The organism is Rhodococcus sp. IEGM 1241 (assembly GCF_033142365.1).
Classification (GTDB): domain Bacteria; phylum Actinomycetota; class Actinomycetes; order Mycobacteriales; family Mycobacteriaceae; genus Rhodococcus_F; species Rhodococcus_F erythropolis.
On the sequence record NZ_JAWLSE010000006.1, the window covers coordinates 353,742 to 373,172 of the forward strand.

Annotated in this window: 21 protein-coding genes; 9 read left to right on the top strand and 12 right to left on the bottom strand. The window is 62.4% G+C overall.

Features of this window, described 5'->3' with window-relative positions; translation table 11 throughout:
- The first annotated feature begins 63 nt into the window (after positions 1 to 63).
- From R4P70_RS25755 to R4P70_RS25765, 3 genes are all read left to right on the top strand, one after another.
- Entirely contained in the window at positions 64 to 1,299 is a 1,236-nt protein-coding gene (locus R4P70_RS25755; protein ID WP_198586386.1) for an LCP family protein, read from the top strand.
- Positions 1,300 to 1,398: 99 nt separating this feature from the next.
- Positions 1,399 to 1,869 carry a hypothetical protein gene (locus tag R4P70_RS25760; protein ID WP_317832441.1) on the top strand — a complete coding sequence of 157 codons (471 nt, stop codon included), beginning with the start codon at positions 1,399 to 1,401 and terminating at the stop codon, positions 1,867 to 1,869.
- A gap of 37 nt (positions 1,870 to 1,906) precedes the next feature.
- Positions 1,907 to 2,452 carry a ferritin gene (locus R4P70_RS25765; protein WP_020905744.1) on the top strand — a complete coding sequence of 182 codons (546 nt, stop codon included), beginning with the start codon at positions 1,907 to 1,909 and terminating at the stop codon, positions 2,450 to 2,452.
- A gap of 11 nt (positions 2,453 to 2,463) precedes the next feature.
- Here R4P70_RS25765 and R4P70_RS25770 read toward each other — a convergent pair whose 3' ends face one another.
- Positions 2,464 to 3,405, bottom strand: coding sequence for a cytochrome c oxidase assembly protein (locus R4P70_RS25770; protein WP_317832443.1), 942 nt, complete (start codon positions 3,403 to 3,405; stop codon positions 2,464 to 2,466).
- Between the two features lie 126 nt (positions 3,406 to 3,531).
- Here R4P70_RS25770 and R4P70_RS25775 point away from each other — a divergent pair, with 126 nt between their 5' ends.
- Positions 3,532 to 4,176, top strand: coding sequence for a DsbA family protein (locus tag R4P70_RS25775; RefSeq protein ID WP_021342427.1), 645 nt, complete (start codon positions 3,532 to 3,534; stop codon positions 4,174 to 4,176).
- Here the strand turns inward: R4P70_RS25775 and R4P70_RS25780 are convergent, their stop codons facing one another.
- Genes R4P70_RS25780 through R4P70_RS25790 form a run of 3 tightly spaced genes read right to left on the bottom strand, consistent with a single transcriptional unit; the run spans position 4,177 to position 6,138 of the window.
- Complete coding sequence (locus tag R4P70_RS25780; protein WP_317832447.1) at positions 4,177 to 5,124, bottom strand: M56 family metallopeptidase; 948 nt, start codon at positions 5,122 to 5,124, stop codon at positions 4,177 to 4,179.
- On the bottom strand, positions 5,121 to 5,480 hold the full coding sequence (locus R4P70_RS25785; RefSeq protein ID WP_256065356.1) for a BlaI/MecI/CopY family transcriptional regulator: 360 nt from the start codon (positions 5,478 to 5,480) through the stop codon (positions 5,121 to 5,123). Before R4P70_RS25785 ends, R4P70_RS25780 begins: the two co-directional genes overlap by 4 nt.
- Positions 5,481 to 5,508: 28 nt before the next feature.
- Positions 5,509 to 6,138: a M23 family metallopeptidase gene (locus R4P70_RS25790; protein ID WP_317832648.1), complete on the bottom strand. Its 630-nt coding sequence runs from the start codon at positions 6,136 to 6,138 to the stop codon at positions 5,509 to 5,511.
- 179 nt (positions 6,139 to 6,317) lie between these two features.
- Here R4P70_RS25790 and R4P70_RS25795 point away from each other — a divergent pair, with 179 nt between their 5' ends.
- Positions 6,318 to 7,244, top strand: a complete 927-nt coding sequence (locus R4P70_RS25795) for a cation diffusion facilitator family transporter (RefSeq protein ID WP_019746373.1) — start codon at positions 6,318 to 6,320, stop codon at positions 7,242 to 7,244.
- Positions 7,245 to 7,398: 154 nt separating this feature from the next.
- Positions 7,399 to 7,944 carry a ferritin gene (locus R4P70_RS25800; protein ID WP_024487904.1) on the top strand — a complete coding sequence of 182 codons (546 nt, stop codon included), beginning with the start codon at positions 7,399 to 7,401 and terminating at the stop codon, positions 7,942 to 7,944.
- Here R4P70_RS25800 and R4P70_RS25805 read toward each other — a convergent pair.
- From R4P70_RS25805 to R4P70_RS25820, 4 genes are read right to left on the bottom strand one after another with little or no spacing between them, the layout of a single operon-like run.
- The gene (locus R4P70_RS25805) at positions 7,941 to 8,759 is read right to left on the bottom strand and encodes an alpha/beta fold hydrolase (protein ID WP_020905739.1); all 819 of its coding nucleotides are present in this window, start codon (positions 8,757 to 8,759) and stop codon (positions 7,941 to 7,943) included. The genes R4P70_RS25800 and R4P70_RS25805 overlap by 4 nt on opposite strands.
- Positions 8,760 to 8,812: 53 nt before the next feature.
- A complete protein-coding gene (locus tag R4P70_RS25810; RefSeq protein ID WP_317832650.1) occupies positions 8,813 to 9,727 on the bottom strand; it encodes a DUF5926 family protein in 915 nt (304 codons plus the stop codon).
- Between the two features lie 11 nt (positions 9,728 to 9,738).
- Positions 9,739 to 10,503, bottom strand: coding sequence for a glycerophosphodiester phosphodiesterase (locus R4P70_RS25815; RefSeq protein WP_317832451.1), 765 nt, complete (start codon positions 10,501 to 10,503; stop codon positions 9,739 to 9,741).
- Positions 10,500 to 11,477: a DUF4328 domain-containing protein gene (locus R4P70_RS25820; RefSeq protein ID WP_264613744.1), complete on the bottom strand. Its 978-nt coding sequence runs from the start codon at positions 11,475 to 11,477 to the stop codon at positions 10,500 to 10,502. Before R4P70_RS25820 ends, R4P70_RS25815 begins: the two co-directional genes overlap by 4 nt.
- A 415-nt stretch (positions 11,478 to 11,892) precedes the next feature.
- Here R4P70_RS25820 and R4P70_RS25825 point away from each other — a divergent pair, with 415 nt between their 5' ends.
- Together R4P70_RS25825 and R4P70_RS25830 are read left to right on the top strand one after the other, a co-directional pair.
- Entirely contained in the window at positions 11,893 to 13,674 is a 1,782-nt protein-coding gene (locus tag R4P70_RS25825; protein ID WP_070796753.1) for a hypothetical protein, read from the top strand.
- Positions 13,675 to 13,690: 16 nt separating this feature from the next.
- Positions 13,691 to 14,620: an LLM class F420-dependent oxidoreductase gene (locus R4P70_RS25830; protein WP_317832455.1), complete on the top strand. Its 930-nt coding sequence runs from the start codon at positions 13,691 to 13,693 to the stop codon at positions 14,618 to 14,620.
- Between the two features lie 15 nt (positions 14,621 to 14,635).
- Here R4P70_RS25830 and R4P70_RS25835 read toward each other — a convergent pair whose 3' ends face one another.
- The 3 genes from R4P70_RS25835 to R4P70_RS25845 all read right to left on the bottom strand — a co-directional run bounded on the left by R4P70_RS25835 (position 14,636) and on the right by R4P70_RS25845 (position 17,174).
- The gene (locus R4P70_RS25835) at positions 14,636 to 15,133 is read right to left on the bottom strand and encodes a hypothetical protein (RefSeq protein WP_241841075.1); all 498 of its coding nucleotides are present in this window, start codon (positions 15,131 to 15,133) and stop codon (positions 14,636 to 14,638) included.
- Between the two features lie 210 nt (positions 15,134 to 15,343).
- A complete protein-coding gene (gene msrA, locus R4P70_RS25840; RefSeq protein WP_020905733.1) occupies positions 15,344 to 16,057 on the bottom strand; it encodes a peptide-methionine (S)-S-oxide reductase MsrA in 714 nt (237 codons plus the stop codon).
- The gene (locus tag R4P70_RS25845) at positions 15,996 to 17,174 is read right to left on the bottom strand and encodes an acyltransferase family protein (RefSeq protein ID WP_020968085.1); all 1,179 of its coding nucleotides are present in this window, start codon (positions 17,172 to 17,174) and stop codon (positions 15,996 to 15,998) included. Before R4P70_RS25845 ends, msrA begins: the two co-directional genes overlap by 62 nt.
- Before the next feature lie 260 nt (positions 17,175 to 17,434).
- Here R4P70_RS25845 and R4P70_RS25850 point away from each other — a divergent pair, with 260 nt between their 5' ends.
- On the top strand, positions 17,435 to 18,058 hold the full coding sequence (locus R4P70_RS25850) for a superoxide dismutase (RefSeq protein WP_003944189.1): 624 nt from the start codon (positions 17,435 to 17,437) through the stop codon (positions 18,056 to 18,058).
- Here the strand turns inward: R4P70_RS25850 and R4P70_RS25855 are convergent, their stop codons facing one another.
- On the bottom strand, positions 18,059 to 19,405 hold the full coding sequence (locus R4P70_RS25855) for a hypothetical protein (protein ID WP_317832459.1): 1,347 nt from the start codon (positions 19,403 to 19,405) through the stop codon (positions 18,059 to 18,061).
- Positions 19,406 to 19,431 lie beyond the last annotated feature (26 nt).

Genomic DNA, 19,431 nt, shown 5'->3' on the forward strand with positions numbered 1-19,431 from the left:
CAGCCGCCCCCGCGTGGACCGATGCCACCCCGTCAGGGCCCACCCCCGCAGCGGCGCCCACCGATGCCGCCCGAAGGGCCGACGGTCATTCGCCGCGACGGACGTCCACCGCAGCAGAATCCGGCCAATCAGGCCTGGTCACAGGTCCCACCAGAAGCGCCGCAGCAACCCAGGCGTGAGGACTGGGCGCCGACCCAACGCCCGCAACCGTTCCAGGACGACCCCCGCAGGCAGGGGCCGCCGCGTCAGGATCCGCACCGCCAGGCGAAGTACGCACCCGCGCCGCCGCGCCGAACCCCGCCGAACGCCCCGCCTCGCCCTCCTGAACCCCCGAAGCAGCGACGCCCACGCAAGCGTCGTAGCTGGGGTAAACGTATCGGCATCACGTTGTTGGTCTTGCTGCTCGCGCTGGCCGGTGCGGTCTATTACGTCGACAGTTCGCTCAATCGAATCGACGCGCTGCCCGACTACGCGGGACGCGTCGCCGATACTCCGGGTACGAACTGGCTGATCGTCGGCTCCGACAGTCGTGAGGGACTCACACCCGAGCAGGAGCAAGCGCTTGCGACAGGTGGTGACACCGGCCCCAAGCGCACTGACACGGTCATCTTGGTCCACGTTCCCAAGAGCGGGAAGACGACCATGGTCAGCATCCCCCGCGATTCGTACGTTCCGATTCCCGGCTACGGCTCGGACAAGATCAACGCCGCCTTCGCTTTCGGTGGTGCCCCCTTGCTGGTGCAGACCGTCGAGGAGGCAACCGGACTTCGCATCGACCACTATGCCGAGATCGGATTCAGCGGGTTCGCCGGCATCGTCGACGCCGTCGGTGGCGTCAATGTATGCCTGACGCAGGCGATCGACGATCCGCTGGCCGGAATCAACCTCCCCGCTGGATGCCAGGACTTGAAGGGTTCGGATGCACTCGGGTTCGTGCGGACCCGAGCAACCGCGCTCGCAGACCTCGACCGCATGAACAACCAGCGCCAGTTCATGTCGGCGTTGCTGTCGAAGGCGACGAGTCCGAGTACGTTCCTCAATCCGTTCCGGTTGTGGCCGCTCGTCTCCGATACGGCCAAGTCTTTGCAGGTCGACGAGGGCGATCACATCTGGAATCTGGCCTCACTCGCCTGGGCGCTTCGCGGCGGGATGACCACCACGACGGTTCCGGTCGCCGGTTTCGAGGACGTGGACGGGTCGGGCAACGTGTTGTTGTGGGACAAGGCACGCGCTTCGCAGTTCTTCGACGCCCTGGCCAACGATCAGCAGATTCCGCAGGATCTGATCACCACGGGGTGATCGCCCTGAGTTTCGGTAGTACCCCGGGAGGACAGGCCGAGCGAACAAATCGCTTTCCGGCAGGACGCGGAACGGCCGGCGGAAAAATACCGTGAAGGTATGAACACAGCACACCGCCGATTCCGCACTGCCGCCGTCATCGCCGCCTCGGCCGGAGCGGCTTTACTGGCCACGTCCTGCTCGGGCACCTTCGACAAGTTCGACGAGTCGAAGGCATACAAGAAAACCGAAACCTTCTCTTTTGCACAAGCATCCAACGGAATCGACACACTGCCGAGTTGGGTTCCCGCCGGCGCGACGGGTATCGACGAGGTCATCCGCACCACCGGCAACGAACGCATCCTGCGAATGACTGCGAACATCACGGAGATAGATTACAACAGCTGCATCGCACGACCTACCGTCGAAACTCGTCCGGCATCGCTGTCCGCACAGTGGTGGCCGACGGGGGTCGAGAAGGGCAGTTCTTTTCAGTGCGGCGACTGGTACGTCGGCGAAAAGGACTCGTTCGTCTACGGATACCGGCCGGAAACTCTCGACTTCATCATCGATCAGCTCGACAACAAGTAGCTCCCTGTCCGTGCCGCCGACCCAGTAATCTGTTGGGATGACACAGGCGAAGAACTCGAGCGAATTCACCACTCTGCTGCGTCAGCAGATCCGTAACGAGTTCACTGCATCGCAGCAGTACATCGCGGTAGCGGTGTACTTCGATGCACACGATCTTCCGCAGATGGCCGCGCGCTTCTACAGCCAGGCCACCGAGGAACGCGGTCACGCGATGATGATGATCCAGTACCTGCTCGACAACGACCTCGACGTGGACGTACCGGGTGTCGACGACGTCGTGACGAAGTTCGACAGTGTCCGGGCTCCGGTCGAATTGGCACTCGAGCAGGAGAAGACGGTCACCGAGCAGATCACGCAGTTGGCGCGCACCGCGCGCGATACCGGCGACTACCTGGGCGAGCAGTTCATGCAGTGGTTCCTCAAGGAGCAGGTCGAGGAAGTTGCAAGCATGACAACACTTCTCACCATCGTCGACCGTGCCGGCGACAACCTCTTCCACCTCGAAACGTTTGTCGCACGCGAGATGAACACACCGGCAGCTGCCGACGCAATGGCGCCGACGCCCGCCGGCGGCGGCGTCTGAGGGCCACCGGCCTACCGAGTCTCCGGCCGCTCGGCGGCGCTCAGTGATCTGAGGAAGTTGTTGTATGCCTCCAGATCACTGTCGCCGTCGATCTCGGCGCGGCGGTCCTGGGCGGCATTCATCCGTTTGTCGTCCCGGTTCCAGCGCATCGCGAAGATCACGACCACCACCAGCGCGACGGGCTCACCGTACGACCACGCAAGGGCACCGGCCAACTGCTGGTCCTGCATCACGTCCACGCCCCACTCGGGAGGCGGATTCACGAACGTGGTCAGCAGCGGCTTTGTCGCCATCATGAGGACGACTCCGATGAACACGTGCAGCGGCATCTCCACGAAAAGGTCGAAACACCGGCCGAGATAGCTTTGCCGCACCGGCAGTGGTCCGGTGGCGAGCACGGGCATGATGAAGAGCAGACCGCTGGCGAGAAAGAAGATTTCGAGAAAGACGTGTCCGGCCGGCAATCCCGAGACGGCGTCGAAGATCGGCGACAGGTAGATCCCGTAGTAGCTGAACAGAAAGACCGGGATCGTGAACCCGGGGTGCAACATCCACCGTGCCGGACGGCTGCGCAATGCCGACAGTGCAAGCGCCAGAACATTTCTCCCGGGACCTCGATGCGACGTCGAACGCAGTAGCAGCAGTCCTGGCGAGCCCAGCACCCACAGCGGCGGGATCGCCATCGAGAGCGTCAAATGTTGGAACATCCAGACACTGAAGAGTTCGTTCCCGTAACTTTCGACCTTCGAACCGGTCACGGCGATCAACAGCAAGCATCCGGCCAGAAAACATGCAGTTCGATACCAGGGCCATAGCCGTCCCCGCGCACGCACACGGTGCATTGACCGCCAATACCAAAGCGCCAGAAAAGCTCCCAGTAGAACAAGAGGTGACAGGGACGAGGAGTCCCAGGTCAACATCTGTCCGATCGACGGCGGCGCCAGACCGTTCACCTCCGATTCACGGGCGAACCCTCCTTCGAATCCTTTCGGGTACCGTCGACTCTACACCTAAATACTATGTTGGATAGTATTTAAGTATTCGACGGAAGGTCAAGGTACACAGCAGTGTCCAGAAGCATGAAGATATCCGCCGCCCTGATCGCGTTGTTCGCGGTAGCACTGATCACGTTCATCACCGTCGATCCGATCAGGGCGGACAACGAGAGCACCGATCGGGCAGCACAATCCACCGCCGTCCTGACCGACGACGCGTACCGATTGACCTCGGCCGCTGACGACAAAGTGAATCTTGTCGAGTTCCTCGACTTCGAATGCGAGGCCTGCCTCGCGCTGTACCCGACGATGGAGCGAATCAGAGCCGAGTACGAGGATCGAATCACATTCGGCATCAGATACTTTCCGATTCCGAGTCACACCAACAGCACTCTCGCGGCGCAGGTCGTCGAATCCGCATCTCGCCAGGGCAAGTTCGTCGAGATGTATCAACGGATGTACGAGACTCAGTCGCAGTGGGGTGAATCCGCCGAATCGCAGGAGGCACTGTTTCGCTCCTACGCACAAGATCTCGGCCTGGACATGACCCGATTCGAATCCGACCTCAGCAGCCGCGGCGTCCGCGAGCGGGTCGAGCGCGACTTCAACGAGGGCAAACGCCTTGGCGTCCAGGGCACCCCGACGCTGTTCCTCAACGACGTGAAGCTGGCCCAGATGCCGAGCTACGAAGATCTGAAAGCCCAGATCGACTCAGCCTTGGAGCAATGATCAGGTCAGAACAGCGCAGATACCGGCGGAGACGGCCACCGTCACGGCTGCGGCAACGGCCGTCGTGACGGCCGCCGGCACGCACGCCGCGACCGCGCAGGTCAGTCGCCGAGGCGACGCCACGTCGCCGTCGACCAGGGAACGCAATCGCACTGCGGTCGCGCCGCCGCGATCGCCCAAACTCCAGTCCGGCTGAGGAAGCGGCGATTTCGACACCACGGCAAGGGCGGAACGCACTGCAGCCGGGCTGGTGACGCGAGCGGCGTGCCGGTCCGCCGACAGTTCCACGATCGCGCCGACGGCAGCAGGTGCCGCCGCGAACAACGGCACTCCCGGCAGAACAGCGGCCAAGACTTCACAGGCACCGACGATTCGGTGATGACCGCCGCTCAGGTGCGCACGCTCGTGCGCGAGGACCGCGTCACGCTCGCCCCCGGTAAGAGCGGATGACAAGCCTTGTGTCGCAACAACAAATCCAGGCTTTCCGGCGACACTGTAGGCCATCGGCAGCGGATGATCCAACCACAACACGTCGGACTCCGAGTTGTCGCGGCGCGCGACGATCGAGAGAACATCACGATGGAAATCTCGGACTCTCGCGTGCTCACGTGCCTGTTTGCGGCCGGCCAGCACGATCCGAACAGCGATCAAACCCACCACACCAACGGCTGTGCCGGTGATCAGCTCACCCACCCATGAACTCGTGCCGTGCGCGAAGGCGCTGAAACACCGAGCGATACCGTCGACCAGCCCCTCGACCGGCGCGTGGCTCGGCCACACCAGAACCAAGACCGCGGAGAGAGCGAGATACAGAGCCGACGCCATACTGCCGAGCCACGCCGCGAGCAGCACCGTCGGTGACAACACCGAGGAAACGGCCCGCAACGCTCTCGGAACCAAGAATCCGACGAATACCGCACCGAGAAGCATCGGCAAGGCCAGTGTCATTGCGCACCTTCCCCGGAAAGTCCTCGGCGCAGGGCCTCGTTCTCAGCGTCCGTCATGGTCTTCGCGAAGTGCAACAGCACGGCAGCGGAATCGGAACTGCTGTCCAACAATTCGCGCAGTGCCCTGGATGTGGCCTCTTCACGGCTGCGACTCGGCCGATAGAAGTAGGCGCGACTCTTCTTCTCACGACTCACCCAGCCCTTGTCGTAGAGATGAGTCACGACGGTCAGGATGGTGGTGTACGCGAGTTGTCGACGCTCACCCAGGATCTCGACCAGATCCTTGACCGAGAGCGCGTCGTCGGACTGCCAGATCACATCCATGACCTCGGCTTCGAGTCCGCCCAGCCCCTGCATTGCTCCTCCATCGCGTCGTGACAGAACTTCAGCCGCTCGCGGCCTTCTCCCCGAACGACACGCCCCGGGAATTCAGATACGCGAGCGGATCAGTCTTCTGCCCGTCAGATTGCCACACCTCGTAGTGCAGGTGCGGTCCCGTCGATTGTCCACGATTGCCGACGGTCGCGATCAGTTCACCCGCCCGCACCTTCTGACCGGCAACCACGAGCGCCTCGTTGATGTGCCCGTAGACGCCGACGGTCCCGTCGTCCTGCTGGATGCGGACCCAGAGCCCGAATCCCGCGGCGGGACCGGATTCGATCACAACACCGTCGGTCGCCGAGACGATGGGCGTACCGATCGAGTTTGCGATGTCGAGACCGTAATGGGTTGTTCCCCAGCGTGGACCGAAGTTGGACGTCATCGTCCCGCTGACGGGGGCCATCACCCGCGGCTTTTCTGCCTCGTTCGCCAACGCCGCCCGTTCGGCTTCGAGTTGCCTCGTTTTACCGAGTTGTTCGGCTATCCCGGCAAGATCCGTCGTCCGAACAAGGTCGAGTATCTCCGGCACCGACACCAGCGCTGGACCTTCCGCTGCAACTGGAAGCGGCGATGCGTGCCCGATGGAAGTGCCGGACGCCAGGATTGCGCCCGTCGCCACGGAAACCGCGGCCATGCGCCCGCCGGGTCTGGTCGGCTCGGATTTTCGATGTCTTCCCACTTCTCGGTCCTCGCGTCGATGACAAATGAAGGTCTACGCCGCCACCTTACAACTATGTTGCATAGTTTTTAAGACATGCACTATTGCGCATATATGCATATGTGTCTAGGCTGACGTCGACGAAAGGACCTTCGATGTCACACGGACACGGGCACGGAATCTCTCCCGCCGAGGCTGCGACCAGCAACAGCGGCAAGCATGTCAACAAACTGTGGATCGCCGCCGGCCTCGGGTTGGTGACGTTCGTGCTACAGGTGACGGTCGGCTTCTTCACCTCGTCACTGGCGCTGCTTTCGGACTCGGCGCACGTGTTCACCGACATCTTCGGCATCTTCATGGCGCTCGCCGCGATCCTCGTCGCACAGCGCGCAGCACGGCGCCCGGATCGCACTTTCGGCATGTACCGCACGGAAGTGTTTGCGGCACTGGCCAATGCGATCCTGCTCTTCGCAGTCGCCGGGTGGGTGCTCTACGAGGCTGCCAGCCGATTCTCGGATCCGCCCGAGGTTCCCGGCCTCCCCGTCGCGATAGTCGCCGTCGTCGGTTTGGCGATGAACGTCATCGCCTTCCTGATGCTCCGCAGCGGCGCGAAGGAAAGCATCAACATCCGCGGCGCCTACCTCGAAGTCATGGCGGACATGATCGGGTCCATCGGCGTCCTCGTCAGCGGCTTGGTCACGCTCGCTTTCGGTTGGCGCTACGCCGACCCCGTCATCGGCGTCGCCATCGGCCTCTTCGTCTTGCCGCGCGCCTTCAACCTGGGCCGCCATGCGGTCCGCATCCTGCTCCAGCAGGCTCCCGATCGCATCGACGTCACCTCGATACTCGAGAAGATCAACACACTCCCGGGAGTCGTCGACGCGCACGATCTGCACGTCTGGACACTCACCTCGGGGATGGAAGTTGCTTCCGTTCACGTCACCGCGGCCAGTGACGCCGATCCCACTACGGTGCTCGCCGCCACCCAAACCTTGCTGGCCGAGGTATTCGAACTGGAGCACGCCACCGTGCAGGTGGAACTACAGGGAAGTGACGGTAAATGCACGGAACTCGCCTGGTGAAAAGGACATTCCTAAATGAAACATTCGCTTTCGGGCCAATGGATAACCGCACCGAATTCGAAAAGAAATTAGGTCTTCTTTAGTTTGGGAACGCTTACCACAATAAGGTCAGACTGGGATGACAGGGCCTCTGACCTGCACTATCTTGGAATTCATGACTTCTGGGGAGACTCACATGACCAAATTCCACGCACTACTCCGAGACCAGATTCGCAACGAGTTCAACGCTTCGCATCAGTACATCGCGACAGCGGTTTACTTCGACAATGCGGACCTGCCACAGCTGGCAAAGCACTTCTACAAGCAGGCTGTGGAAGAGCGTAACCACGCCATGATGATCGTTCAGTATTTCCTCGATCGCGACATCAACGTCGAACTCACCGGCGTCGACGCCGCGAAGGCCGACTTCAAGGATGCCCGTGAGCCCATCGCTCTCGCGCTGACGCAGGAGAAGACGGTCACCGAGCAGATCGTCCAGCTCGCGAGCACTGCCCGCGAAGAAGGCGACTACCTTGGTGAGCAGTTCATGCAGTGGTTCCTCAAGGAGCAGGTCGAGGAAGTTGCCAGCATGACAACACTTCTCACCATCGCGGACCGCGCAGGCGCCAACCTGTTCGACCTCGAAGACTTCGTGTCCCGCGAGATGAGCACCGTCGGTGACACCACCGGTGCGCCGAACGCAGCAGGCGGAACCATCTAGCCTGCAGCACTCACGGATTTTGCCCTCGAGCCGAACGGTTCGCTTCCTGCCAGCAGGATCGAACTGATCAGCTCGGGGGCATCTGTCATCGGCACGTGCCCGAGTCCGGGCAAAACCATCAACTTCGCCTGCGGGAACGGCTTTTTCACGCGCTGCGCTTGGTACACGGGCAGAATGAGATCGCGTCGACCCCACGCAACCGTCACCGGCACAGTGGGATCCACGATGGGCGGCAACACGAAGTCCATCTCGAGACCGAGATCGACGAGTTCGTTGGACACGAGCGAACGGCAGTCGGCCAACGCCGCCGCATAACCGACATGACTCGGATGAGCGAAGAACGCGGCGAGCGCCGGATAGCGAATCAGCTTGTACCGCAATGCACGTGGCAGACCATCGCCCATGAGCTTGGCCGTGCCGCGCAGTGCACGGAACGTGTTGATCGCCCGCACCTGATCGAGGTGATTGACAAAGAACCCGGCCGGCGAAAGAGCTGTCGCCGACGCGACGTCTCCGCGCGCGGCCAGCGAGAGTGCAATCCATCCGCCGAGTGAGTTTCCGGCGACGTGGGCGCGCTCCCCCGCCGGAGTCACTTCCTTGACGAACTCACTGACGTCGTCGATCAGCTGTCCCATGACGTCCGGACCGAGTTCGGGCAGCACGGACTCTCCGTGACCTGGCAGGTCGACCGTGACCACACGGCGATACGGCGTCAGCTGGTCCAAAAGCGAATCCCACGCCTGCCGTCGATGGACGATGCCATGGACGAGCACAAGCGTGGGACCGCTACCGGAGATGTCGTGCGACAAAGTCATGCCGCCAACATTAACCGTAACTTTGCGTAACGCCTATAGTTCTGGCGAAAAAATCAGCGCAGCGTGACCTGGCGTCCGCGCAGGCCGTCGCGCGAGCGCAGCTCGGCCGAGGTCAGCGGAGCAGCGACAGCCAGAGCCTCGGCAAGACGCTCACCGAGCTCGACGGTTGCCGCTACCCACTCGTTTGCATGCTTTTCGCGGTCGAGGTCGAAGACGGGGACCAACAGGCCGTGGGTGCGGAACGAGCCTGCGTAGCGCGAGCCCTCACCCAGGTGCAGTCCACCGGTCGCGTGCACGCGCGCCAACGCGAGCATCAGGTCGTCTTCGCTCTCGGGGCGAACCCAACGCAGGTGCGCCTTCTCGCCGGCGTCGACCCACCACGCGGCAACGAGGCCGTCTCCTTCGAGGCGTGCAGAGGGCATGATCGCCGAGTTGGCGTGCTGTACGGTGGCGGCAACCTCAGGATCGGTTTCGACGCCTTCCGGAATCCACCAGTTGAAGTTCTGGTGCACGGTGATGTCGAGCAGAGCCGAGGGATCGACAACCTCGGTGACGGCGGGTGTCTCGGAATCGGGGTTCGCGGCAGAAAGCGCGTCGCCGGGGGCCGCGTCCTTGATCCAGTTCACCGAAGCGGCGAGGTCTGCACCGAGGTCGGCAGAGTGCGCTTGAACCTGGACACCGACAAATCCGGTGGCCGTCTCGCCCTCGTCGCGGACGAGGGCGGCAACAGCGCCGGGGAGGACCGTCGCCAACGTGACGGGACGGTCGGAGCCGATGACCGGCAACGGTGCCGTGGCGGACGGAACGAATTCGCGCAGCGCGACCAGATCGCACTCGGCGGCAAGGCCCTCGAACGGGCGGTTCACTGCGCCGGCAGCGGCTTCACGCTCTGCTTGGCGTGCCGCCAGCTTCTCTGCGCGTGCGCTGCCCTGCTTCGGTCCACTGTTTCTTTTGCTCTTCTTGGCCACGAGGGCAAAATCTACACGCTGCTCAGCCATTGCTTCGTGCGCCCGGGATGGTTGGTGGCCACCCAACTGACCCCGAGCTCACGACACAGGTCCACATCCGCCTTGTCGTCGACGGTCCAGCAGTACGTCGCGCGACCCGCAGCGGCAGCCCGATCGACCAGATCGGGATGTTCGCGCAGCGCCTTGATCGACGGCCCGATCGCCGTGGCGCCGACAGCCGTCGACGCACCACCGCCGAGGTATCGCGACGCGTCACCGAGTAGGACCGTCGGCAGCAGCGGTGCCGAACGGCGCACTCGCCAGACCGCAGTAGCCGAGAAAGACATGACCACCGCGCGAGAGTGATCGGCCGACGGCGGCGACGCGATCCCGAAGCGGTGCAGTTCCGCGAGAAGTTTTGCTTCGACCAGGCCGCCGAATCGCACTGGGTGCTTGGTTTCGATGAACAGCTTCACCGGGCGCACGAAATCAAGGGCGAGGGTGATGAGGTCGGAGAGAGTCAGCAGTTCGGCCGGTTCGCTCGTCGACCCGTAGTCCAGAGCGCTCAGCGAATCGAGCGTCATCTCGCTGACGATCCCCGTGCCACTGGAGGTGCGATCGACCTTGCGGTCGTGAACGCAGACCAGGTGCCCGTCGCGGGTGAGGCGGACGTCGCATTCGAGCCCGTCGGCACCCTCCTCGAGGGCCAGTTCGTAGGCGGCGAGGGTGTGCTCCGGCCGCGCAGCCGACGCACCTCGGTGCGCAACGACGAGTGGACCTCGACGATCTGGGCTCACAGGGCAGCGGTCTCCTTCTCGTCCAACACCGTCTTCTCTTCCAACACCGTCTTCTCTTCCAGCACCGAGCGCGGCACTGGCACCCATCGAGTTTCCGATTCGGGTTCGCCGCGCCAACCCCTGCGCTCGATCCGTCGGATCACGACGAGCGTCAACGCCGCGGTGACGGCTGCGACCAATGCGATGAAGGCGTTCAGCAGAACCCCGTCGGCCATTGCCTGAATCCCCGGGCGTGATCGCCAGTACGCGTTGACCACCAGCAGCAGAGCGCTGAATCCCCAGAAGCCCCACCAGATCTTCACCAGCAGAGTTCCGCGCGGATCGCGGCGGACCAACTCGAAGAGATAAACCGCCGGCATCACGAGGTTGAGGATCGGCACAGCGCAGCCGACGACAACTTCCGACGCTGTGCGCGGATCGGATTCCCCGGCACCTGCGAAGTGTTCATGACGCCGACGAAGCAGCCAGCACACACCGGCGACAGCCGCGAAGACCGAGATCAGCAGTCCACCCAACTGAGTGAAGTACACGGCGGCGTCGGAGACCGTGAGAAGCCACTGCGGGATCAGCGTGGTGCGGTTACGCACCAGGATCGCGTATCTGCCCAGTTCGGCGAACACAGCGAGTCCGTAGAGAATCGTCGCGAGTGTCAGCAACGGCCCGACTCTGTCGGCCATCCGGTCCGCTCGCGAGGGCGGCACCGGTGAGGTGTCGACGATGTCCTGGAGCCCCCACTGCGGGACGGCGTCGTAGCGCGGGGTGGTGAGGCTACGACGCACTGGTGCGTCCCCCACGCCGCGTGGGTCGGACGGTGAGCGCGCGATCCAGCGGAAGCCACGACGGTTGGGTGGTTGGTAGATCTCGGTGCGGGTGGGGATCAGCAGGACGCCGCTGCAGCGCGGGCACCACTGCGTGGGGCCGCCGACTACGGGCCAGCGTGCGGCGCACCGGGCGCAGACCTGAACGACACTCACAACTTCGATTCTGTCACGCCGTATCGGTAACGGCAGCAAATGGATTCACTCCCGATTTGTGATCGAACCTCCACCGCGTTCACCTGCATTGTTCGAATAATGTGACCTCCGCCACTTAAAAACTCGAGTTATCCACAGTTTCCACAGGTTCATCCACAGTTCTGGATGAATGAATCGGGCTTTATCCACAGGTCACGGGCAAGACCCTGAGAATTTGCTGACAGGTGTTAGCGAACGATGCACAGGCTCGAGGATGAATTTGACACCGCAGGTCAGTGAACTTTTGGGCGTCGGCGTCATTTATCCCGGCAAAGTTCACAATCCATTCAGAAATTGCTCCCGAAAAGACAGAAAAGACCGTTATCCCTTTTTTGGGGGAAGTCGGTTTTTGACACACCTGGAAGCATGACCGTCGATGACTTCTCCACAGCCCGAGCCAACTCTGACGTTCACCCCGAAACGGGTCGCGCAGCTCGCGTTCGTGTTGATCGGATGTCAGCTCGTCATTCGCGCCTGGGTTGCCTCGAGCAATTACTTCTACTGGGACGACCTCATCCTGATGGGCCGCGGAGGACGCTTCCCTCTCTTCTCGAGCGAACTCCTGCTCTACGACCACGACGGTCACTTCATGCCCGCGGCCTTCTTCTTCACCGGGTTGATCACCCGCATCGCGCCGTACAACTGGGCGCTGTCGGCAACGCTGCTCGTCATCGGCCAGGCCGCGGCGTCGTTGGCGCTTCTGCGCACTCTTCGGTTGGTCCTTGGTTGGCGACCGGCGCTGTTGATTCCGCTGATCCTGTATCTCTTCGTCCCGCTGACCCTTCCGTCGTTCTCGTGGTGGGCGGCCGCACTCAACGCCTTGCCGCTTCAGATCGCGCTTGCCTGGGCGTGTGGGGACGCGATCAAGCTGTACCGCACCGGGCATGTGCGCTACGTGTTCTCGGGCACCGCGGTTTTTGTCGTCTCTCTGCTGTTCTTCGAGAAGGCAGTGCTCGTTCCGTTCGTGGCACTCGCTTTTCTGGTGCTGTACTTGCGCACACAAGGTGAAGGAACGCCGATACGAAGTGCGGTCACGAAGTGCCGACGCCTGTGGACGGCCTGCGCCGCCGTGCTCGCGATCTGGATTCCGGTGTATCTGACAACTGTCGAATCTCCGATCACCGGCAACGGCCGTTCCATGTCCACCGAACTGCTGCATCACGGCACGTCTTTGGGGATGCTTCCCACCCTTCTCGGCGGCCCCTGGCGCTGGGAGCGGTGGATCCCCAGCCCCGCCTGGGCCGATCCGCCGACGGTCTTGGTGGCCGCGGCCTGGGCCGCGCTGCTGACGACGGTCGTGATGACCGTGCGTGCCCGACGCGGCGCTGCCTGGATCTGGGTCGCCGCGGCGCTGTACTTCCTGGCCTCTGTCGTGGCGATGACCGCTACCCGATCCGACGCCGACACCACGTACGAGTTGGCGCAGACCTTGCGTTACTTCACGGATTCGGCGACGGTGTTCGCCCTCGCCGCCGCTCTGATTCTCGCCGCGCCCCGGCGACGTCCGGCCCGAATACCCGTCGCAGTCGCCGCCGGCCTGTCGGCGCTCTTCGTGGTCAGTTCGCTCGTCTCGACCGTCACGTTCGTCGACATCTGGCGCGAGAACCCGACTCGCGACTACCTCGCCAACGCGCGAATGTCGTTGTCACAGAATGAGGATGCTCCACTGCTCGAGCAACCCGTCGCGATCGAAGTGCTCCTTCCCGTCGCCTTTCCGAACAATTTGGCAAGCAATGTTCTCGCGCCACTGCCTGATCGCCCCGAATTCTCTTCCAGCACTCCGATTCTGCGCACCATCGACGACAGCGGACGGATTGTCGATGCCGAAGTGACCTGGACGAGAATTATTCCCGAAGGAGCGGCACCGAACTGCGGCACCCGTGCCGAAGGCCCGACCGAACTCCCCCTCGACGGCCCCCTGGCCGGCTGGGAATGGACGGTGCAGCTCAATTACCTCGCGAGCACCGACGGAACGATCGATGTTGCGTTGGAGTCCGGTGACGCAGTATCGGTACCCGTGACGCAGGGTTTGCACTCGGCATTCGTGCGCCTGGTCGGCCACGGAAACAGTGTGAAGATCACGCCGACAACGCCGGGACTGACGCTGTGTTTCGGCGCCGGACAAGTCGGTGCCGTCGTCCCGACCTCCGCAAAATAGTGGCAGAGTAGAAGTCATGGAGCTGCGTATATTCACCGAACCCCAGCAGGGCGCTACCTACGAACAACTACTGACTGTTGCCCAGACCGCCGAAAAACTCGGCTACGGCGCATTTTTCCGCTCGGACCACTATCTCGCCATGAATTCCGACGGCCTTCCCGGACCCACCGACGCGTGGATCACGCTCGCCGGAATCGCCCGCGAAACATCCACCATCCGCCTCGGCACTCTGGTGACGTCGGCTACGTTCCGTCACGCCGGACCGCTGGCCATCTCGGTCGCACAGGTCGATCAGATGAGTGGTGGCCGCGTAGACCTCGGCATCGGTGCCGGCTGGTACGAGGAAGAGCACCAGGCGTACGGCATCCCGTTCCCGGCGCTCAAGGATCGCTTCGAACTGCTCGAGGAAACTCTCGACGTAGTGACCGGCCTGTGGCGTACGCCGGTCGGCGACACGTTCGACTACGACGGTAAGCACGTGCAGATCAAGAACTCTCCCGCGCTTCCCAAACCGCACCAGGTCGACGGTCCGCCGATCCTGATCGGTGGCACGGGCAAGAAGAAGACTCCGGCGCTCGCCGCTCGGTTCGCGAACGAGTTCAACATCCCGTTCAAGTCCCTCGCGGAAACGAAGGACATCTTTGCGCGGGTTCGTCAGGCTTGCATCGACATCAAGCGCGATCCGAACGAATTGGTGTACTCCAACGCTCTCGTCCTGTGCTGCGGCCGCGACGAGGCGGAGATCAAGAAGCGCGCCGAAGCGATCGGACGCGACGTGGACGAGCTACGTGAGAACGGTCTGGCCGGAACACCTTCGGAGTTGGTCGACAAGATCGGCACTTTCGCCGAGGCCGGTTCACAGCGCGTGTATCTGCAGACTCTCGATCTGGCCGATCTGGATCATCTCGAACTCGTCGCAAGCGAGGTCATGCCCCAACTGCAGTGAGGAAAGGTCCGGGATCTACAGCGCGTTCGCGTCGAGGAACGCGCGTAGGTCTCGGTCCCACTGGGCCGAGCGGGAACGATCGAGAAAGACCCGCACCAGCATGAACGCGATGACCAACAGGGACATCACGCTGAACCAGGTGAAAACCCCGGTGACCACGGCTGCGACGTCGGCAGCACTCTGCGTGATCGGAGCTACGGTCTTGTCGCCGTGATCGTTGACGTAGATGGGGACCTCGGTGCCGACGGGCGTCGCCGAGTCGACAGTGACATCACCCGTGTGAACCTCACCGTTCCAGTTCCATTGCGCGCTGGCCATTTCGGTGGTCGGCGCAATGTAATCGGCTGTCGAGGCGGTGGTCTGCGTCGAATCTGCAGTCGTCGTCGCCGAAATGCTGTGTAGTTCGGCGGATTGTTTGGCGATCAGTGCGTTCTGGCTCGAAGCCGTCGCAGCCCCTGCCCATACCGCGAGAGGCAGCAGAAGAATCGCGAAAATGATCAGACCGAAGGACATGAATCCTTCGATCCGATCACTGCGGCGAACCATCGGATCGTGGCCTACATGAATGGTGCGTCGGAGCAGCGACGCAGTTCCTCGCGTACTACCTGACATTATTAGCTCAGTTCTCTCGACGACACACTCTTACATCGAGATTCCCTTTGTTTCGATCTAGTTGCAAGTGTTAACGAGCTGAATCACATGTGTCCTCCAACACCTGTCCAGTTATTCACTCGGCGGAAGGATGTCCGTCTGCGCCGGAACCTGATCCTGACGGAGCAATCCGACCGGGCAACTGACGCCGGTGGCATGCACCGGGCAGTAGCCGCCGGGGTTCTTCGCCAAATACTGCTGGTGGTAATCCTCCGCGTAGAAGAAGTCGCGCAGCGGACCGATTTCGGTGGTGATCGCGCCGTATCCGGCTTCGGCAAGTCGTTCACCGAAAGCGACGGCCGACGCATGAGCGATTTCTTCCTGCTCGGCGGACGTCGTGAAGATCGCCGAACGGTACTGCGAGCCCTGGTCGTTACCCTGACGCATCCCCTGCGTCGGATCGTGGTTCTCCCAGAAGTGCGCCAGGATCTGCTCGTAGGAGATCACTGCGGGATCGAAGACCACCAGCACCACTTCGGTGTGACCCGTACGTCCGGAGCACGTTTCTTCGTACGTCGGGTTGGGGGTGAAGCCTCCCGCATAACCCGCAGCGGTTGTGTACACACCGGGAAGCTGCCAGAACTCCTTCTCGGCGCCCCAGAAACAACCCATCCCGACGACGACGGTCTGCAGTTCGGCCGGAAACGGCGGCGTCAACGGATGCCCGTTGACGTAGTGCGCGGTAGGTACCGGCATTTTCTGCTCTCGCCCGGGCAGGGCGTCCTCAGGCGCGATCAGCGTGGATTTTGCGGACGCTCGTCCCAGAATGTCGTCGTACCAGCTCATGCTTCGATGCTACGCGCGAGCGGCTGTTTCGCCACGCCGTCACCGCGCGGGCGCCGGGCAGCTCCACCCACCGGTAGCCGATTTCTGCTACCGCGGCCGTTGCCAGAAGAAACAGCGCGAACGCCAGCGTCGGTCCGACGTACAAAACGGTGTTCTCGACAACGCGGTACAGGATCAGGGTGTGCACGAGATAGATGATGTAACTGCGCGTCGAAAGCCATTTCACGACCGACCAGCGCGTCGGGACACCGTCGTAGCGGCCGATGAGAACTACCGCTGCGGCGACTACCGAAATGGTCCACAGGTAGTGCTCGCCGGCCCAGTAGACGCGGAACTGGGTCGCCACGATGATGACGTGCATCTGAACGAGGACGGCAACGATCAGCCAGCGGCCGGGAGCGAGCTTGGCCCACGCGAGGTACATGATCTGACCGAGGAAGACAGCCGGCAGCGTCGCGGCGATCTTGGACAGCATCGGCACGGTGTACGGCAACGGCGCGTAGACGTTGTAGAGCAGCACCAGTGAGCACAGTGCTCCGCCGGCGAGCGGCATGACGATTGGACGCAGACGCAATATCGGTCGAGCCGCGACGCAGGCGAGATAGAAGAGGAACTGGACGGTGAGCGTCCAGGTCACTCCGAGAACCGCTACCTCGGGCTTGAGAAAGAATCCGCCGAGAAAAAAGCTCATCAACGCTTCGGTATCGGAAATACCTTCCTGACCGCTGAACATTCCGTTGATTCCGAGGCGGACCAGAAGAATGGCAATCGCGGTTGCCACCCAGAATGCGGGCAGCAGGCGGCTGAATCGGTTGGTCAAGAACTTTCCGGGGCCGTCACGAATCGCGGACCGCGTCACCAGAGCGCCGGTCAGCATCATGAATACCGCGACGCCGACAAAAGAGAGGTGCTGGTTGAGTTCGGCGGGCTCGATCAGAACGCCGTAAACGACGTCGATCACCCACCAACCCGAGCCGAGATCGTCGATGACGTAAAAAGAAATGTGGGAGTAGATCACGGCGGCAACCGCCAGTGCTCGCAGCAGGTCAGCGCCCGGAAGATTCACCCGAGGCGCGGCCGCCTCTGGTGATTCCGGGAGGAAAACTGGTGCGGGCATCGCGCAAGTTTAAGGTTCCGTTCACCTTTACGACGAATTTGCGCATATTAGCTTACCCTTAGATCCAACTAAGTTCGGTTAACCAAACTTTATTCTTTGGTGATTACTACCTGAGCCGGACTGTTGCGGACGGTGTACGAATGTTATTGGGTGGAAACCCGAAGAATGATTTGCACATACGCGAGTGACGTCACGCCGTGACCGGTGATCGACGCACTCTAAAGCACCAGGGCTCACCAGCCCGCAAAGAAGGGACCCTCGTGTCTGTTTACACGCTGCCGGAACTCCCCTACGACTACGCAGCCCTCGAGCCGCACATCTCGGGCAAGATCATGGAGCTGCATCACGACAAGCACCACGCGGCTTACGTTGCCGGCGCCAACGCTGCACTCGAGAAGCTGGCCGAGGCTCGTGAGAACGACACCATCGCAGCGCAGGCCAACCTGCTCGAGAAGAACCTGGCGTTCCACCTCGGTGGCCACACCAACCACACCGTTTTCTGGAACAACCTCAGCGCTGACGGTGGCGACAAGCCCGAAGGCGAGCTCGCCGCAGCGATCGACGACAACTTCGGTTCGTTCGATCTCTTCCGCGCTCACTTCTCCGCGAACGCCAACGCCATCCAGGGCTCCGGCTGGTCCATCCTCGCGTGGGACTCGATCGGACAGCGTCTGATCATCGTCCAGCTCTACGATCAGCAGGGCAACATCTCCATCGGCCTCACGCCGCTGCTGCTCCTCGACATGTGGGAGCACGCTTTCTACCTCGACTACCAGAACGTCAAGGGCGACTACGTCAAGGCATTCTGGAACATCGTCAACTGGAACGACGTTTCGGCCCGCTTCGACCGTGCACGTACCCAGACCGCAGGTCTGATCGTCTAGTCACAGCTCTTCTTGCGAACGGCGGCGCCTCACCAGGGGCGCCGCCGTTCGCGTCAGCAGAGCGCCACCGAGCAGGACCGTCGTGGCTCCGAAGACCAATGCCAGTGTGCGAGTTCCGGAGTCACTACTGTTCGCGCTGGTCTGATTCACGGCCACCGGATCCGACAGCACCGAGGTCAACTGAACCTGCTGCGGAGTGGTCATCGCCGGAATACCGGATTTTGCGCCGTCGAGGCCCGTGACCAATGACTTGGCGATCCCTTGCAGCGTCGTGAATCCCTGGGTGATCTGATCGGTCACGTCGCCGAGCATCTGCGGTGCCTGATCGGCGATGGGGATGAGTCCGTCGTTCAATTGTCCGGCAGCACTGCTCAGTTGATCGCTTGCGCCTTGCAGCTGCCCGACAGCGGTGCGGACTAGATCACCGAGCTCCGTATCGGGTCCGACCGAGCCACCCAACAGTGCCGGAACGCTGCCCAATTGCGCATTCAGCGCACCGAGATCCGAACTCACACCGGCCAGTTGCGCTGTCACGTCGGGCGGGATCGGAAGGCCGTTCAACGCAGTTTGCAACGTGTCGATCCGTGTCTTCAATTCCGCGGTCGACGACGACGCCTCCCCCAGCGTCAGGCCCAGTGAGTCAGCGCGCGTGGCCAGCTCTTCCGCCGACCCCGACGCCTGATCGACCACGCCGGATACCTGGTCCGCCACGCTCATCAACTCCAACGCTCCCGAGCGTGCGGTCTCGAGATACGGCAGCAGAGTGCCTGCGCCTGCCTTCACCTGATCGATGGACTTTCCGGCCTCGTTGGTGCCGGCGACCAGAATCTGTGCGGTGGTGAGGTTTTGATCGATCGAGCGCCGCGCGGCCGAAGTCTGAGCCAGCAAACCCTTGATTCCGTCCGCGCCGACCTGCGCCGATACGGCCCGAGTCAACTCGGCGGACTTCTCCGAGTCCGAGCCATTCACCGCCAGTTCGACACTGGCTTGGCGGGGATCAGTGCCGAACATCGACGCGACGGTTTCGCTGAAGTCTTCCGGCACCGTCAACGTCGCGAAGTAGTTCCCGCCGGGGTTGTCGACCACCTGGAAGTCGAAGTCTTCGTTCTTGCCCAACGTGTCCACCAGGGTGTCGCCGGCCCGAAGTTCCTTGCCGTCGAGCGTGGTTCCCGCGTCGGCGTTCACGATCGCGACGGTGTTCGAGGAATCGGCACCGCCCGCGAAGATCACGAACCCGATCCCCGCCACCGCAGCCGCGACAATCGCGGCCACACCACCCACTGCCAGCCGTCGACCGAGGCGTGACGGCTGGCGGTGGGAGTTCTCGGTGGTGTTCTCGGCGCTCATGGGCGAGACGATAAAGCAACAACTTG